The following is a 16,306-nucleotide window of genomic DNA, read 5'->3' as shown; positions in this document are numbered from 1 at the left end:
GGCATTCGGCGGCGTATCAGGGCCAGCTTCAATGAGCAGCACGCGAGCGCCATAGGCGGAGAGCCTGCTCGCCATCACGCATCCAGAGGAGCCACCACCCACGACGATATAATCGAAAACCACGCAACTCCCCATCAAGGTACCAAGTGTGATGGGCTTCTTCAGCAAAGCGCTCCTCCTACCGCCTGAGATATGGTCACTTACGGCGCGGCAGCTCCACATCATGCCGTCTGTAACGGAGCGATTTGATCGCCAAATCGGTCGAGGGCATGCCCGAAGCGAGACCGAGCGACCCATCTGAACTATCTCTGAACCGACAAGCTCTCAATTCCAGGGCACATGCATCTCCGGACACGCCGGTGCGTCGGTGTGAATGATTGCAAGTTCGTAGGGCGAGAGCAGCGCTCGCCTACGGTTTCTTGCATCACCGTCTTCCGAGAAACAATGATACTAACAAGAGATAACGACGACTTTTTCGATTTTTACAGCAGTCAAGACTGTCACTTCAAAATATCGCATAACTACGTTATTGTAGACCCGGTCTCTTACATAGCGAAGGCCTACTTTCGGTGCTTTCCGAAGCGAACGCGTGTTCGTTGGGCGAATGAATGAAGTGACCTTCTCGAGCGTTAGGTTCTCGAAAGCAAACTGGATCGCTGCCCTGCCGGCCTCTGCGGCGATCCCCTTACCGGAAGACGCAAGGTGGAGGCACGATACGGTTTCCACATTAGTGGGATCTTCGGGCAGATACGGGCCACTGTACATCAATCCACAGTAGCCTGCGAATTTTCCGACTTGGCCTTCGCCTTTTACGAACACCATCCATAAGCCGAAACCATTGCTCTGCCAATGATGGATGAACTGTTGTAGTTTAGCTTTCGATTGCTCTCGGGTCGGATAGACTCCATCCCACATGGCATTTACCACAAATGGATCGCTATGAAGCTCATGTAGAAGAAGCTCGTCGCTATGCGACGGTGGCCTTAGGATTAGGCGCGGCGTTTCTAGAATGTACATGAGAAGCTCCCTTCTAGCCATAAGTTAGAGCCGCACTTACCTCCAACGCGGCCATGATCTCCTAGCATGAGCGTCAAGGCCGCAGTGCTTGATTGAAGGCGTTCGACGAGGTTTATGCTTAAGGTAGCGAGGTCTACACAAATCAAGCTTTGGGCGCCTAACCGTGTCAGTGTTGACGGCACCTGGAAAGCCGGCCCGAAGGCGATAAAAAAATTAGGCGCCTCCTTTCAGAATGGAAGCAGGCGACGCGCTGGTGAGCGGGCGCCTGATACGCGCAACATGCTGCGGCGGCGTTTACGCAAGGGGTTGCTTACCCCAAGGGGGGGGTATGGTATTGGCCCAAAACCGGCTAACTACATTGTTCATTTAAAATACGCGCCTCCTTCAAGCTTAACCTGCACTGGTCACTTTGCGAATGCCCGCCAGTGGGTTCTTCAGCGTGCCGACGGTGTGCAGGTATTCTCCCGGATCACCGAAGTCCACCATTTGCTGGTTTTTTTGTATCTGCAGTCGATTCATACATCGTCGCAGAAATTCTGGAGCGAATAGGTCATGCTGCCTGTATTTTTCGTCATATTCCGGATGTTTCGTCTGGTAGCCAAGGATGGACTCGCTTACGAGCTGCCAGAAGTGTGTCGACGGAAAATCAAGATGTTCTTCGAGTGTTACAGCCAAGTAACGAAAGAAGCAGTCGAAAACGTCGGTGAAAATGAAGTCGTGCTTCATGTCGCGATTTACTTGAATGCAGATCCTCTTAATCTCCTCCGGCACGTTGAGATCTCCGCCTAGAATACGAAGCTCCTCGCCAATGTCTTTCATGATAACTCGCGTCGGAGCGTGATCTTTCATAACTAGAATTATATTTTCTCCATGTGCCATAAACGCTAGATCGTAAGCATAAAAGCAGTGGAGAAGCGGCGCCAGATAAGATTCAAAATAGCGGCGTAGCCAAGCGGCGGCGTCTAACCCCGAGGCATTGATGAGGGCTGTCACGAGTGCTTCACCATTGTAATCGACATGAAGCAGCGACGCCATTGTCATCAGACGTTCCCCTTCTTTCAACTGCCGAAGGGGGCTTTCCCTCCACAGCGCAGAAAGCATCTGCTTGTAAGGGGAGTCCTTCTTGAGGGCGGTGTTGAAACAACGATTGCGATAGCCAATCGTCGCGACCTCGCGAAGGATGCTGAAGCCGTTGGCGGCTAAATAGGAGTCACTGTCGAGCAAATTCTTCAACCATTCGTTGATGGCGGGCGTCGCCAGCATGTGTGTCGGTGACAAGCCGCGCATAAACCCCATGTTAAGTATCGACAGCGCCGTTTTCACGTACCGTTTATGCGGATCGCTTATATTGAAAAGTGTGCGGATCGATTGCTGGGCATGATATATGTCCTTCCCCTGGCCTAGGCAGACAATGTGCCGGTTGGCGATATCCGCCGCGAAGATAGTTGAGAGCCGATTGAACCATTGCCAAGGATGCGCTGGCATATAGATGTAATCGGTCGAGTTTAGTCCCTTTTGACGCAACGCTGCGTCGAACTGTTCCAGCGCCTGTCGACCGAGTTCCTCGTGCATGAGAAGGTCGTAGTCGAGCGTTGAAATGGACTTAAACGTTGCCATTTCTTTATGGACGGCCAGCCATATGAGTCTTATCGAACTGCCCACCTCCGGCGCATAGCGACTATAGTCGAGCGCGTCAAAGCCAATGCGACCGTTATTCGCGATAAAGGTCGGGTGGCCCTCCGTCATGCCAGCCTCAACGATCTGGTAATCGGCAAAAGCCAGTTCTGCGGCGGATATCTCTGTTTTGGCCTGCTTGTACGCGCTGCCATACAGCGTGCTGCTGATCTCCTGCAGGTAAACCGGCATCATCTCTTCCTTTATGCCAAGATGGCGGCTGAACTCAATAACAAAATCAAGCGCATCCAGGGGGGCCGGCCTGCCCTCAATCCTTTTCTCCAGAGAGCCGGCGTCCACTTGCCAGTGATCTAGCAGGAGGCGCCGAGCCTGGAACCAATACTCCAACCCAGGGGTCTCGCTTTCCAGCACATACTTCCCCCAGTCGCCTTCCATTCGCTGGAGTCGAGGAGCAATTAGCAACTCGTGTGCAAATTCGCTGATTGCTTTACGGATAAGGAGCCGGTTGGCCTTTGCCCATAAATGCGGTTTCAAATGCTGCGTTACGCGTTCGGCTAGGCTTATCTCATCGTCTCGGGCTGTCATATCACTCACGATCTCAACTCCTTCAGAACGTAACGGTGTAAGGTTCGCGAACGCGCCTTACACTCGTCTCGCCAAACTTCGACGTCGCACAAAATCCGTTCTATTTTTCATCAGAAAGGATAAGAAATACCGGACCTCTTATACAAGTTAATTTCTAATGTGTTGTGTACCGTTCGTCTTCGCTCGTGATAAACCAGCAATATTACCATCTTACTTATATAATATATTAGAATACCGGTTTCACCGGCCCTGGACGTCGTCCTTCATCTTGCAACGAGCAAGAAGTGTGTATTGATTTGCACATGCCGTACTGTCGTTCGATCACGTCAAGCGGTCGGTGTCCATTGTTTGAGCTCTCCGAGTGTCCATTTTTGCTGTCCGTCTCCATACAATCGCATACGTCTAAAGCGGAATTTCCTTTGCTTGATAAGCCCAGACTGGGTAGGGGGGACTGAGTGAATGCCTACTCCGCTGAAATGCTGTCCTGCACCGCGCCAATGCTGTCGCGTACGATCGACAGACCACGGCGCAGTTCAGCCTCGGTTATGGTAAGGGCTGTCATGAACTTGAGCACCTCACCATACGAGCCAGCGATCTCGATCACCAAGCCGCGACGAAAAGCTTCCCGGGAAATGAGCCCCGGCAATGAGTGGTGCTTTGGTGATACGAGTCCATACATCAAGCCGCGGCCTCGGACATTCAGAGCAAGGCTGGGGAAGTCGTCTGCGATCGACTTGAGTTCTTGAGCCAAGATGGCTGATTTGCGAGCAATCTCATCTTCAAACTTGGAGTCGGACCAGTAAGTCTCAAGGGCCGCACGAGCAGTGACGAAAGCATAGTTGTTGCCCCTGAACGTGCCGGTGTGCGCACCCGGCGTCCAGACATCAAGTTCAGGCTTCATGAGGACAAGGGCCATAGGCGTTCCAATTGCAGACAACGACTTTGACAGGGTAACGATGTCCGGCACGATCTCAGCCGCCTCGAAACTGAAGAATTTCCCTGTGCGACCGACACCAGCCTGAATATCATCGAGGATCATCAGGATCTCGTGCCGAGAGGTCAGATCACGCAGCCGTTGCAGCCATTCAACGGTAGCAGCATTGACACCGCCTTCGCCCTGCACTGCTTCTAGGATCACCGCAGCGGGTTTGCCGAGACCACTGCTAGGATCATCGAGAAGCTTCTCGAAATACTCGATCGTGTCTGAAGCGCCGAGATAGCCCTCGTACGGCAACGATGTCACGTGCGCGAGGGGAAAGCCGACAGCATCTCGGAACTTCGTGTTTCCGGTTGCCGCCAACGCCCCAGCGCTGACTCCGTGAAACGAGTTCGTAAACGAAACGATGTTTGACCTGCCGGTCACTTGGCGAGCTAGCTTCAGAGCCGCCTCGACCGCGTTCGTACCTGTGGGGCCAGTAAATTGCAATTTATAAGACAGACCGCGGGGCTTCAAAATAAACTGCTCAAAAGCTTCGATGAAGGCCTTCTTGGCGGTCGTAGCAAGGTCGAGCCCGTGCACAATTCCGTCGCGCGCAATGTAGTCCAACAACGCCCGCGTGAAGGCTGGGTTGTTGTGCCCGTAATTCAAGGCTCCCGCGCCTCCCAAGAAGTCGATGTATTCCCGACCGTCTGTAGCTATGAGGGCAGTGCCGACGCCTCGATCGAACAGAACTGGGAACGCACGGACGTAGCTCCGCACCTCAGACTCAAGACGATCAAAGATCGCGAGGCTTACATCGTTTGTAGGAGTAAACTGCTTCTTCATAGGGCGAGTCCTGAATTGTAGCCTGCAAAGGCATCAGCCCAAACTGTCTGGCGAAGGCCATTTCAATCGGTTCGAGGTTCGGCTTGTATGACGGCAGCATGAGCAGTCACACGCCTGGCCACGCCAACTCACGGCCCAAGCCAGTCGATCGCTGCGAGGTCCAACGTCACGTCCACCAGAGAACAAGATCAGGCCGCGCAAATCCGAAAAAGCAATTCAGCACTAGGCGACGCTTTCCGTCGCCTAATTGACCGGTAACCCCGTGAACGAAGCCGCCATCGATTAGGGCGATATCCCCGGTTTTGAGCTCGAACTCGCGGCAAGGGACGGCTTCCAGATAGGCTGCCGAATAGGGATATCCAGTGGTCTCCACACCTTGCGATATCCGGTCCGCAACCGTCGGCTTGTGGCTCCAGAGCTTCAGATTGCCGCCTTCCTCAGGCATGCTGGGATAGAGGTTGAGCGCTGCGACCGTATTGTGCGCCACCGCAGAAAGCTCGTAATCATCGCCAGCACGTAAGACTTGAGCGACGTCGTCGTGGGGATCCAAGGAAAATGTGCCTGTGCCCGACCAACTGAGGCCGCGACAAACATTGGCCTGGCCGTGTTCGGAACGGGCTAGCCGCAATTCGATTCCCTGGTTGTGAAGCTCTCGCTTCAACGCCCTGAATACTGCTCGAACCGGGTCAACCAAATTCTTAAAAAGGGCATCGACGTACGGCCGCGCGTTTTCGGCGTCTGCGAAATAGGTGGCTGCATCCTTCCTGTAGTGAGATGCGCCGACATATTGTCCGGGCACACCATCTTTACGCTCTCTGAGACCAGAGCTTCCAATAAAGTTCGTAGTGATCTCCTCGGCTACTTCGGTGCTGAAAGCTTGCTTGATGTGCAGAGCGGTGAGCTCACCTTTCAGGACCGAGATGATCTCCGCCGTGTTGATCGACCCGGTCCGTTCTTTGATCGAAACCGGCGAGATGGCTGGCACTTGAGATATCTGACTAGGCATTGTCTTGCTCCTGTAGTGCGTGTTCAAGGATGGTGATGCCACGATCGAGTTCGGCATCGGTGATGGTTATCGGTGGGAGGACTTTGATAACGTCGCGATTTGGCCCCGAGGATTCGATAAGAAGGCCATTTTCGAATGCGACATCGTGCACGCGGCCGACAACTGCCGGTGAACGGCATTTCAGGCCGGCCATCAGACCGCGGCCGCGCTTCTGTTCGATGTATCTTGGAAATTTCGCAACCAGGCGATCGAGGTGCGTTTGCAGCCTGACGGCTGTCCGCTCGACACCTGCAGTAAATTTCCTATCCGACCACATCTTGCACATGGCTCCTGCCGTCACGAAGGCGAAATTGTTGCCTCTGAAGGTCCCGCTATGTTCTCCGGGCTTCCATATGTCCAAGTCGGGTCGAATCAGAACGATGGACAACGGACTACCTGAACCGCTTAGGGACTTGGAAAGACACACAATATCCGGTTCGATTTTCGCGGACTCGAATGAGAAGAAATCGCCAGTTCGGCCCGCACCCGCCTGAATATCGTCGACGATAAAAACAATGCCGTGCGTACGGCAAATGCGCTGAATTTCCGTGAGCCAAGCTGCGGATGCGGCGTTCATGCCGCCTTCGGCCTGGATGGTCTCCAGAATGATTGCGGCAGGCTTTTCTATGCCGCTCCCCGGGTCGCTCAAAACGCTGTCGATGTAACTGGCGGAATCGAAAGCTTGGCTCGGATAGCCGTCATAGGGAACACGGATCACATCGTGGCGAGCGACGCCTCCCAGTTCCCTGGTTGAGGCCGAGCCCGACACCGCTAGAGAGCCGAGCGACATGCCGTGGAACGCATTCGTAAAGGCCATGACGCTCGAGCGGCCGGTGTATTTTCGCGCCAGCGCCAGCGCCGCTTCGTTGGCGTTCGTGCCGGTCGGCCCGGGAAACTGAATCTTGTACGAAAGGCCTCTGGGTTTCAGGATCCAATCGACGAACCCTTCAATGAAGTCACGCTTTGCCGCCGTATGCATATCAAGCGACAGAAGAATGTTCTCACCGACGAGATATTCAATCGCTGGCGCCATAATATCCGGATTGTTGTGCCCGTAGTTGAGTGCGCCGGAACCCACCAGGAAATCGATAAAGGGCTTACCCGTCTCGTCCCAGATCGTCGCCCCAAGGGCCTTCGTAAAGACGGTGGGGAACGCCCGGCAATAACGACGAACGTTAGATTCATGAGCCGTGAAAGCGTCGGTGTCCATATCAAGTCCTCTGCACATAGTCTTTCAAAGAAGAGAGCTGTTTAATGGCTAGTGGTTTGCGGCAGATGTTCGTCGCTTAACGTTGAAGCAGAATGCCGGAGGCAGCTTTGTTTGGTCTGGGTTTGGTCTGGTGATGCCGGCATCCTCATCAAATATTGTTGGGTTGCGTTGCCCTCCATTCGGATGCTTTCGAATGTGCTGCAACAGGATGGCTTCTAAAGCTTCCGCGAAAGCATCGCTACTATGGCATCAGGTAGTTGACGTACCCACCCTTCGCTGCCCATAGCGCTCCGGACAAATGAATGAGTCCAAGGAGATCAGCAGGGTCGCGTCGCCAGAGGTTGTGTCGCTCGGCGGTAGCGAAGCCGCTCGCGAGCGCGCTCCTCAATAGCGCCGTAGCGAGCGAGCGGCTTCGCGGCGGTCATCAATATTCGCCGTTCAACCTCGGGCTGCGGACACCAACCTGATTCAAGAAACTATTTGATGACCGATGACACAGCGAAAGCCACGCTCTCTTTGAGAAGAATGCGGATTCCGATCTCTTGCGCGATGACTGGCCCGAGCCGCCGGATCAAGAGGGCGGGGCCGCCGTGGACCCCCTTGACGGAAAGCCCGTTCGTAGGCCAGGCGGAAGCAACCGGGAGACGCGCTGGCGAAGGGCCGCATCGGTTTCGAGAACGTCCACTACCGCGACGGCAACCATCCCCGGCCGCAGCTGGGCTGCTGCCTTCAGGCGAGTCGAAAAGGAGATCGTCCGGGAGGGTGAAGGCGTTGACGAGGTGAGCCGTGAGTAAGCAATCAAGCTCTGATCGGGATCGACTAACACTGTTTCCATCCGACCGATGGTTGACCTGTGATCGGCGTTACCTCAAGCTAGGCAGGCCGACAAGCTCGGTTGGAAGGCGAAGACCTTTCGATGAGCTCGTCTCCGAAATGCTCGAGGCCCACTGCCGCGCCTACAGGAACATACTGGCGTAACGTGAAAACACGATGGCGTCGCGGGCAGGTGCATCTGTCGTGGGGCCATCCGCACTGCCAGGCACGCCCTCTCGGCCGGCATGCACTCAGGTCCGGTCGTTTGGGTCGGCGAATTCACACATCCTGCAAAGCAGAAAACCATCTGCTCCATTCATGCGGTCGACGATTTCGCGAAAAACTGGCTTTTCAAACAGAGCGGAGTAACCCTCATATAGAAGGTTGCCCAATACGTGACGCCGTTCAAAATCCATAGAGCACAGGGTAACGTCGCCGTTTGGAAGAAGAACATTCCGATACTGTCGTGCGTCCACGCAGGTTAGGGCTCCGACCACTGGCTGACGTGGTGCAACGATCTTAGGGTCGACGCTTCCACCCCTACTGCTCACCGGCCGCGCTTTTATCAGGGCTTCGGTAGGAATAATGTCGGCTATATCTGGGTGGGGCTCGCCCAAGGCCACGAATCGGATCAAGGGGATGTCCGCGTCGACGAGTTGACGAACCAGATCGCGATACTTGTCTCCGACCAGGCGGCTGTTCATGTAGGTGCCGTCATCGAAAACATGGACCACGAATACGCCCAAGCGCAAGGCTTGCAATCGCTGCAGGTCCTGCCCGTTCATTCCCACCAGCGTCGTAAAAATCCTGATGCCATGGCCTTTGGCGAAGGCGTGCTCCACCATTTCGGTACAGTCCGGATTGAGCCAAGGTTCGGAGTATCCCGCAAAACCAATGTCGACGGAAGTCGGTACGCGGGCCAGACACCGCTTGAAATCTTCAAGATCCAGATGACTCGCATGAGACACTTTTCTTTGCCGGACCGCGAACTTGTCCTGGGGACAATATGAACATCCTACGACGCATCCCGTGGTCGTCGTTATCTCCAAAACCCTGCCGGCTGTGTTTGCTGAGCGAAGTTCCGGTAAAATCACTGGTGATTACTCCCATCTACTTCCTGCGAAGCGCCACGATGGTGTGCGTGTGCCTTTGGCTTTCTGATACCGCCTGCTGATCTACCGAGGCAACGCAGACATCTACCCTTTTTGGCAGCCTAAGCCGCCCGGTTCACCGATTTGCCGGGCCGACCCTTCACAAACTTCCAGCGCGTCGGACCAGAGACAGCATTGCATCTTTCGAGGCATCACTCGCTCCGGAGATGTAGCCTCAACCGTTGGTCGCTGGCCCGTCGCCGAGATGCGCGCGCAGCACCCTCGAACCCGCCGGAGAGAAGCTTTCTGGATGCCGTCGATCATCCTTCATCGAGCGAGTTCCGTGTTCTCATGCGGGTCAGCCCTCACACTATATTGCCGCACATCGACCAGCAAAGGCCGAGCTAGTGCGCCTGGCGCGCAGTTACTGCGAGATAGGCTTCGAAAAGCCCGACAGGGCTAAGACGCTCCGCTGTATTGAACCCGAAATGTTTTCTGACAGCTGTCAGATTTTGGACACACATCACTCATCGTCAGTCGCTTAATACGGATGGTAATTTCTTCCAGGAATCGGTGACATTGAACACCACCCTGTCATGACCGCCCAATCTCAGCGAAGCGAACTCAGCATCGCCACCAGGACCAAGCCTGAAGATAAATCCGCCGTAGCAGCGTCAACGACATTTTGCTTTCGAAGCCGGATGGATTGCACGAGGTGATTCGCGCCGTGATGCAGGAGGTGCTCGAGGCCGAGATGGACGAGGCGCTGGGTGCTTCGAAGAGCGAGCGCACGCCGGAGCGTCTCGGCTATCACGCGCGCTACTACGGGCGGAGAACTAGCTGCGCACCTACGGCGGTTGGATAATCCCAAGGTTCAAAGCTTTTACAACAGCTACCGTTCTGCTGGTCGCATCCAACTTCCGCATTACATTTTTTAAATGGAAATCTATCGTATTTCGTGATCTGCCTAAAATAGTTCCTATTTCCCAAGATGATTTTCCTTGTGACACCAAATCAATGCACTCTATTTCTCTCGGAGACAGGTTATGAGCTCGTTCCGACGCAGTCGTAGTGTCGAACTTCGTAACCATCCGATGAAACCGCAGCGCGGCCATTTGCAGGTAGGTGATCGCTCTATTCTGCAATTCGCAGTCCGAGGATTGAGCAAAACTCACAAACCTAAAGCTGCCACCAGGGCCATGTAATGGGACGGTAACGCCTGACCTCAAGCCGAATGTTGCTGCTTCGTCCAAGACGCGGCGTCCATCTTCAGTTATGTTTTCATCAGTATACACCTCGCTCCATCGAAAGGGTCCCGCCTCCTTTCGACCTTTCTTGATGAGGGGGTCTATTTTGGCATAGCCCATTCTCGAGTAGCGCTCCTGCCATTCAGCAGGATAATTCCACATCACCACAGAACCCTCCCGGTTCGGCTTGAAAGCCCTCTCTGATGCGAGCGGCCCATAGGCAATCCACGGGCAATCGAAATTCAGCGCAAACGCAGACAACAGTTCGAACAACTGTTCGGATTGAGCGACATCATCAGTCATCTTGAGGAATAGGTCTAACTCCACCGCAATCCGCCGGAGTTCCATGATGTCTCCTTCATTGCGTTCTCATTGGTGCACAGTTTGCTCCAACCCAGCCTCGCAACATCCGAAGTCAACGGGACTCGAGCCGGAGTTCCTTCCGCCACCTGGAGTACCCTCAAGAGTCGTGCCAGCTTGCGAGCGAAGCTTCTCCTTCAGGTCGTCAATCGACGGGGGAGGTACCCAGGAGGCGAACCGACAGCACTGTGTCGGGGAGCGCACAATCCGACAGTCGAGCATTCGATTGACGGAATATGGGCAGGAAAGTATTCGCGGCGCGCTTTTGAAATCAGCACCTAAGTGCCGGGCCTGAGAAAGCTGCATTGCAACTGTACTTATTTGATCGAGGCAAGAACAAGCTCAAAATTCAATCGATACATCGACCTTCTTTTCCAATCTCCCGAGTTGAGCAGCCGTAGCAATCGTATCGACTGGATGGCGGCTGACTTTCTCCAGGCTCGGTAACCTGCTGAATTTGTCCTTCGGATGTTCCCGCTCAGTTGGCACGACTTTTGAACTCACCGTCGTGAGGCGGCAAGAGCTGCCCGCCAAAATTGATGCTGTTATGGGGGAGGTCGAAATTCCAGTTTTGTCTTTTATCGTCTTTGGGACCGAGCGTGTTGATGCGCCCGCTTGGAAACTATGAGACGTTTCCCCGTCCATGGGCGCGGCGCCACTTGTCGCGACGTTTTCGCCTTCACTGTTCGCCTCTGGAACAGGCAGCCGGCCCGGCTCGCGATCATCATGACCGCGATGCTCGCCTCCACGCTGGCTGACGTGTTGATGCCGCTCTATTCTGGCCGACTCATCGACGCTGTTTCTCGTGCTGCTAATGCGGCAGCACCAGCTTCGGATTCAGCTGTTGCAGCATTCTCTGTACCGATTGCATTGGCACTCGGTGGCATTGCCATGCGCCACGTCGCCTTCATTGGCCTGAGCGACCTGGTGTTGAAAATGATTTCCGACGTCGCGACCGAAGCGTTCCATCATGTGCAGCGCTTTTCGACAGACTGGCATGCAAACAGCTTCGCCGGCTCGACAGTGCGCAAGATAACGCGCGGCATGTGGGCGCTCGACCTCCTCAACAGCACGATACTCGTCACGCTGCTCCCGTCGTTTGTCATCTTGATCGGCTCGACGGTGCTGCTCGGCTGGCACTGGCCGGTCATGGGCGTGATCTTTGCTTGCGGCTCTCTCGTCTACCTTGCGTTTTCGATTTCGCTGTCGCTCGGCTATGTCGCGCCAGCGGCGAGCCTTGCCAACCGATGGGACACAAGGCTCAGCGGCGCGCTTGCGGACGCGGTCAGTTGCAACGCTGTGGTCAAGGGCTTCGGCGCAGAGGTTCGCGAAGACGAGCGGCTTGCAAATATCATGACGAAATGGCGGCACCGCGCGCGCCGGAGCTGGGTGCGCGGAACGATCATCGGCTCAACCCAAGGCGTAACTTTGGTTGCGCTCAGGGTGGCGGTGGTCGGATATGCCCTGCTTCTGTGGTCGCATGGACAGGCAACGCCGGGCGAGATAGCATATGTTCTCACGTCCTTCATCGTCCTGCAGGGCTATCTGCGTGATGCCGGCATGCATGTCCGCAACGTGCAGCACTCGGTTAATGATATGGAAGAACTGGTGGCCATCCACAATCAGCAGGTGGATGTTGCCGATCGTCCAGAGGCCAAGCCGATCCGGATCACGAACGGCCGTATCGATTTCGAGAACGTCCACTTCCGCTACGCCAACCATCCCCTGCCGCTCTATAGCGAATGTTCGCTGTCGATTGAAGCTGGCGAAAGGGTTGGGTTGGTTGGACCCTCCGGTTCCGGCAAGACAACATTCGTGAAGCTGATCCAGAGACTCTACGACCTGAGCGGCGGCCGGATCCTGATAGACGGTCAGGACGTCTCGGAGGTGACCCAAGAGTCCCTTCGTTCGCAGATCGCGATCGTGCAGCAGGAGCCGATCCTGTTTCACAGGTCGCTTGCCGAGAACATCGCCTATGGCCGGCCTGGCGCGAGCCAGGCCGAGATCGAGCAAGCGGCACGACTGGCAAGTGCCCACGAATTCATCGCGCCCCTGCCGAAGGGCTATGGGACATTGGTCGGCGAAAGGGGTTTGAAGCTCTCCGGCGGCGAGCGCCAGCGCGTGGCGATCGCGCGCGCCTTCCTCGCGAACGCGCCGATCCTTATTCTGGACGAGGCCACATCGAGCCTCGATTCGGAATCCGAGGTGCTCATTCAACAAGCGGTGGATCGGTTGATGGTGGGCCGAACCACACTCGTCATCGCACACCGGCTGTCGACGGTCCGCTCGCTCGATCGGCTGCTCGTCTTCGACCGTGGCCGCATCATGGAGGACGGCGATCATGCCGCCCTGATCAATCTCGATGGTGGCATTTACCGCCGCCTCTTCGAACGGCAGGCGTTGGAACTCGCGAAGGGCCTGGCCTGATCGCTAAACCGGCTTGCGCGATGCGCCGAGCCGTTGCCGGAGAGGGGTGTGGCAGTGACGAGCGGCGGGCGTTAGGCGGCAAAACCAGCACGGCCGGAACTGTCCGCCAAACGGGCGAGCGGGAATGCACCACGTCTAAGCTTCGGCGAATGCGCGCAGTTACACGCGGGCACCGAATTGTCGCGCCTAACGGCGCACGCACCAAAAGGGCGGGAATGTCGACGGCCCGGGAAGAGTGCGGCCCTCGCCGTTACCCACATTTCGCCAAAGGAAGCGAAGTCAACGCACATTGAGAGGGCGGTGCTTCCCGGCCGGCCGGGATCCCTGTCGCTGGCCCAACCTACCGCACGCTGGCCACGTCAACGGTTCAAAGTCCCTTCGGTTCGCAAAGTCGTCCCCTTGGAGACCCGGAAGCGCAGGAGCTCCGACCGCAGTCTTCGCTCAACTCTGGCCATCTGCTCCGGGATTGGATTCCGTTCCCTTGCTAGCACAGTGGCAGCTGAGCACGAACTCGCCGGCCCCGTGTCTTTCGATTACGGCCAACGGGCTTAGGAAGAGATTGGATTCGCCGGCCCTCTGCGGAGCGAATGAACAGTTCTACAGATCATCGACGTCCGCGAAAAAGAGCACGCAGCCGAAATAGCAGGCCTGAAGCAGCAGCGAACAGGCCAGCGTCGTGACGACTGCCACACGGATCGAATCCAAAGCGAAGTAAACCATCGACGCATTGCTGCACAGGACCAGCCCCACGAGCCGACAAAAAGATGAAGTGCAACGCCGTTCTCCTGGTTTTCGCCAGATCATGTTGCGAGCTCGTCGGCCGCAACATGCGTCTGGCAGTTCTTGGGGCAGACGCGGCCGCAGGCTCCGCAGCCTATGCAGCGGCCGGCATCATCGACAACCATGATCATGCGATTGAGCTTGCCGTCGAAATCGTCGTCCTCGTCATCGCAGGGGCCGAGGATTTCACCCGCATCATCAACGCCGTGAAGATGCATGACATCGCGCGAGCAGACCTTGAAACAACGGCAGCAGCCGATGCAGGTCTTGCTATCGATGGAGGTCAGGTACGACGGCATCCAAATGGAGCCGTCACGGGTGGTGAATGTGCGCATCATCCTAAATTCTTCATTGAAGCGAGTTCTCTCTTGGCAACATCCAACTCGGCATAAACGGCTTGGGTTTTCTCGGCGACTTCCTGTATGTCGGCCCACTTGCCCGGCAGACCCTCGACAAGGTCCTGCAATGCCATCTTGGCAATAGCTGCACGCAACTGGAGCTTTCGGACTTTCTTCCTCATCTTATCTAGGTCTGACATAGATCCTTCCTGGAACAATGGTTTTTTGATGCGCTCCATCTCGGGCTAGGCTTCAATGGCTGCAGTCGCATCGTCGACCAGTTTCGTACCGGCCTCAGCAAGTTTGCGGAAAGTCTCGAAGCCGAACCGGTGGACGTCTCGACAGAACGCCCAACCGCCGGAAGCCCGCAGGGGCTTCATTCCAATTATTGGCGACGTCGACACGCCGGAGCGCTCCTCGATCGCAAGCGCTACGGCGGTGTAAACATGTCGAGCCTCCACAGCGCGTCAGGATCGGGATCGCCGCCAAAGGGTACCGCACGTTGCTGTTGCTTGGTGATGATGAACTCGGCCAGCAGCTCGGCATCCGAATGGCCTTCCCATAAGCCGAAGGAATCCTGAGTACGAATGAGCCGCAGGAGGCATTTGACGAACGGGGAAGCAAGGGCCTCGTCGTCATTGTTGACAGCAGGGCCAACCGGAGGAATTTCGTTGTTCGTCATTTCAGTCTTCGTCTTCGAGGTACGATTTCCTTTTCCTGCGATGCCCACTCCGGGTCCGCTTGCGTGGCCGACGAATGGCTTGGGCGGGCCAACCCCAAGAGTGCCCCGTGGCCGACCTCGACATGTCCACGAGTGCGAGACCTGCGGCGCGAATTCGCGGCGCACATCGTCTGCGCCGCGATCCGACCGGTGGTCAACGCAATTGAAATCCAACCTTCCGCAAGCCGCCGCCCTGCTGCATCGACATACTTGCTGCGAAGAGAGCTTCGATGGGCGGATTGGCCAGTGTTCAATTCCAATTGTCAGTCCCTTCGCGATTCTTGCTCAGGAAGTGACTTCGTTTTGAGTTTCGGGTGCCTTCTTTTGCGGAGCCACACAAAGATCCGCGTGACAGGCAGGCTCACCCGTGTAGTTGGCCAGTGCTTCGAGCAATGGGGTAAGATAGTACTGTTTGGTGTGGTCCGGAATTGGCCCCAGCCGGTCCACCGATTTCAGTGCCACCTCGATCAACTCGATTGCGCGATCTTTGTTGCCGCTCTCGTAATAATACTGAGCTACCGGGAGGTACCGGAGGTATTTAAACGGGCCATCGCCGTTCGGGGGATTGAGTGCCAGTATCTGTTCCGAGAGCTCGTTGCCCATCGCAAAGCGCTCCGCGCGCGGAAGATGGGAATTGTCCATCGTGGGATCGAAGAGTTGGTTGAGGGCCAAGGCCATCCACGACACCGCGTCGGACGTTTTGTCGATCGCGTCCTCGACCAATTCTCGCATGACCGGCATGCCGGTCTTGATGTCGCGCAGCTTGTGAAGCAGAAGATCCGCATGAATCTGCCGGAACTCACAAGAGTCTGGCATCAAGGCGAGGCCTTCTTCGATGGCCAAGAGCGCCGCCGTCCAATCCTCGGCCTGCATCGCCGGCTCAAGTTTGGCGTATATCGGCCCGGTAAGCGACATTTCGCGCGCTGCAAGTTGGTTATGCGCGATGCGCTTTGCATCGGCGGCTTTCGCTTCATAGCTGCTGCGCCAGCTGCCGTTAAGGACTTTCGGCAAAACGTCATCGAGTTCCGCCGGGTGGCCGATAAAAGCGATGTGGCCGTCGCGGTCGACCACGAACGAGGTGGGAATCCCAATCGAAGAGCTGGGATCCATCCAGAGCTTGTTCATTTCGCCAATGTAATCGAACCCGATACGATAATTCAGATTCGGGAACTCCTCGGTCAGCCAGGCATCCACGTTGGTCCGCGCCTCGTCTGCGGTAGGACCCTGTTCGCGGGCGGCAACTCCGACCGCCTCAAATCCGCTGCCTTCATA

The 16,306-nt window shown here is 56.0% G+C and carries 14 protein-coding genes and 2 pseudogenes; 2 read left to right on the top strand and 14 right to left on the bottom strand.

The annotated features are described in order from the left end of the window. The 7 genes from EN935_RS04935 to EN935_RS04905 form a co-directional block, all read right to left on the bottom strand. A partial coding sequence (locus tag EN935_RS04935; RefSeq protein ID WP_141245433.1) for an NAD(P)-binding protein occupies positions 1-135 on the bottom strand: 135 nt, incomplete at its 3' end. 315 nt (positions 136-450) lie between these two features. Next, positions 451-1,017: a GNAT family N-acetyltransferase gene (locus tag EN935_RS04930; RefSeq protein ID WP_158515808.1), complete on the bottom strand. Its 567-nt coding sequence runs from the start codon at positions 1,015-1,017 to the stop codon at positions 451-453. A 390-nt stretch (positions 1,018-1,407) separates the two neighbouring features. Beyond that, complete coding sequence (locus EN935_RS04925; RefSeq protein ID WP_063169359.1) at positions 1,408-3,237, bottom strand: IucA/IucC family siderophore biosynthesis protein; 1,830 nt, start codon at positions 3,235-3,237, stop codon at positions 1,408-1,410. 463 nt (positions 3,238-3,700) lie between these two features. Continuing rightward, positions 3,701-5,002 carry a diaminobutyrate--2-oxoglutarate transaminase gene (gene ectB, locus EN935_RS04920; protein ID WP_063169360.1) on the bottom strand — a complete coding sequence of 434 codons (1,302 nt, stop codon included), beginning with the start codon at positions 5,000-5,002 and terminating at the stop codon, positions 3,701-3,703. A 166-nt stretch (positions 5,003-5,168) separates the two neighbouring features. Further along, a complete protein-coding gene (locus tag EN935_RS04915) occupies positions 5,169-6,008 on the bottom strand; it encodes a hypothetical protein (RefSeq protein WP_063169361.1) in 840 nt (279 codons plus the stop codon). Further along, on the bottom strand, positions 6,001-7,257 hold the full coding sequence (gene ectB / locus EN935_RS04910) for a diaminobutyrate--2-oxoglutarate transaminase (protein WP_063169362.1): 1,257 nt from the start codon (positions 7,255-7,257) through the stop codon (positions 6,001-6,003). Before ectB (EN935_RS04910) ends, EN935_RS04915 begins: the two co-directional genes overlap by 8 nt. Before the next feature lie 1,064 nt (positions 7,258-8,321). Further along, positions 8,322-9,038 carry an SPASM domain-containing protein gene (locus tag EN935_RS04905; RefSeq protein WP_224571099.1) on the bottom strand — a complete coding sequence of 239 codons (717 nt, stop codon included), beginning with the start codon at positions 9,036-9,038 and terminating at the stop codon, positions 8,322-8,324. 719 nt (positions 9,039-9,757) lie between these two features. Here EN935_RS04905 and EN935_RS04900 point away from each other — a divergent pair. After that, positions 9,758-9,993, top strand: a pseudogene (locus EN935_RS04900) (transposase); the annotation flags it as partial. Between the two features lie 16 nt (positions 9,994-10,009). Here the strand turns inward: EN935_RS04900 and EN935_RS04895 are convergent. After that, entirely contained in the window at positions 10,010-10,756 is a 747-nt protein-coding gene (locus EN935_RS04895; RefSeq protein WP_063169365.1) for a LuxR family transcriptional regulator, read from the bottom strand. A 354-nt stretch (positions 10,757-11,110) separates the two neighbouring features. Then, positions 11,111-11,413: a hypothetical protein gene (locus EN935_RS40660; RefSeq protein ID WP_127262113.1), complete on the bottom strand. Its 303-nt coding sequence runs from the start codon at positions 11,411-11,413 to the stop codon at positions 11,111-11,113. Here EN935_RS40660 and EN935_RS04890 point away from each other — a divergent pair. Next, positions 11,393-13,195: an ABC transporter ATP-binding protein gene (locus tag EN935_RS04890; protein WP_063169366.1), complete on the top strand. Its 1,803-nt coding sequence runs from the start codon at positions 11,393-11,395 to the stop codon at positions 13,193-13,195. The genes EN935_RS40660 and EN935_RS04890 overlap by 21 nt on opposite strands. A 597-nt stretch (positions 13,196-13,792) precedes the next feature. Here EN935_RS04890 and EN935_RS04885 read toward each other — a convergent pair. The 5 genes and pseudogenes from EN935_RS04885 to EN935_RS04865 all read right to left on the bottom strand — a co-directional run. After that, complete coding sequence (locus tag EN935_RS04885) at positions 13,793-13,999, bottom strand: exopolysaccharide production repressor protein (protein ID WP_082826584.1); 207 nt, start codon at positions 13,997-13,999, stop codon at positions 13,793-13,795. Continuing rightward, a complete protein-coding gene (fdxB, locus tag EN935_RS04880) occupies positions 13,996-14,313 on the bottom strand; it encodes a ferredoxin III, nif-specific (protein WP_174800308.1) in 318 nt (105 codons plus the stop codon). Before fdxB ends, EN935_RS04885 begins: the two co-directional genes overlap by 4 nt. Then, positions 14,310-14,513, bottom strand: a complete 204-nt coding sequence (locus tag EN935_RS04875; RefSeq protein ID WP_063169367.1) for a CCE_0567 family metalloprotein — start codon at positions 14,511-14,513, stop codon at positions 14,310-14,312. Before EN935_RS04875 ends, fdxB begins: the two co-directional genes overlap by 4 nt. A gap of 45 nt (positions 14,514-14,558) precedes the next feature. Then, positions 14,559-14,995: pseudogene (locus EN935_RS04870) on the bottom strand (DUF269 domain-containing protein). A 324-nt stretch (positions 14,996-15,319) separates the two neighbouring features. Continuing rightward, positions 15,320-16,306, bottom strand: a 987-nt coding sequence (locus EN935_RS04865; RefSeq protein ID WP_127373190.1) for a TlpA family protein disulfide reductase, incomplete at its 5' end; no start/stop codon positions are given.

The sequence above is a fragment of the Mesorhizobium sp. M7D.F.Ca.US.004.03.1.1 genome, assembly GCF_003998635.1.
Classification (GTDB): Bacteria; Pseudomonadota; Alphaproteobacteria; order Rhizobiales; family Rhizobiaceae; genus Mesorhizobium; species Mesorhizobium loti.
This window is presented reverse-complemented; position numbering and strand designations above follow the sequence as displayed.

Bases quoted from the DNA above. Each gene is read 5' to 3' on its own strand.
- EN935_RS04930 (WP_158515808.1), bottom strand. From the start codon at position 1,017: ATGTACATTCTAGAAACGCCGCGCCTAATCCTAAGGCCACCGTCGCAT.
- EN935_RS04925 (WP_063169359.1), bottom strand. From the start codon at position 3,237: ATGACAGCCCGAGACGATGAGATAAGCCTAGCCGAACGCGTAACGCAG.
- ectB (WP_063169360.1), bottom strand. From the start codon at position 5,002: ATGAAGAAGCAGTTTACTCCTACAAACGATGTAAGCCTCGCGATCTTT.
- EN935_RS04915 (WP_063169361.1), bottom strand. From the start codon at position 6,008: ATGCCTAGTCAGATATCTCAAGTGCCAGCCATCTCGCCGGTTTCGATC.
- ectB (WP_063169362.1), bottom strand. From the start codon at position 7,257: ATGGACACCGACGCTTTCACGGCTCATGAATCTAACGTTCGTCGTTAT.
- EN935_RS04895 (WP_063169365.1), bottom strand. From the start codon at position 10,756: ATGGAACTCCGGCGGATTGCGGTGGAGTTAGACCTATTCCTCAAGATG.
- EN935_RS04890 (WP_063169366.1), top strand. From the start codon at position 11,393: ATGAGACGTTTCCCCGTCCATGGGCGCGGCGCCACTTGTCGCGACGTT.
- EN935_RS40660 (WP_127262113.1), bottom strand. From the start codon at position 11,413: ATGGACGGGGAAACGTCTCATAGTTTCCAAGCGGGCGCATCAACACGC.
- EN935_RS04885 (WP_082826584.1), bottom strand. From the start codon at position 13,999: ATGATCTGGCGAAAACCAGGAGAACGGCGTTGCACTTCATCTTTTTGT.
- fdxB (WP_174800308.1), bottom strand. From the start codon at position 14,313: ATGATGCGCACATTCACCACCCGTGACGGCTCCATTTGGATGCCGTCG.
- EN935_RS04875 (WP_063169367.1), bottom strand. From the start codon at position 14,513: ATGTCAGACCTAGATAAGATGAGGAAGAAAGTCCGAAAGCTCCAGTTG.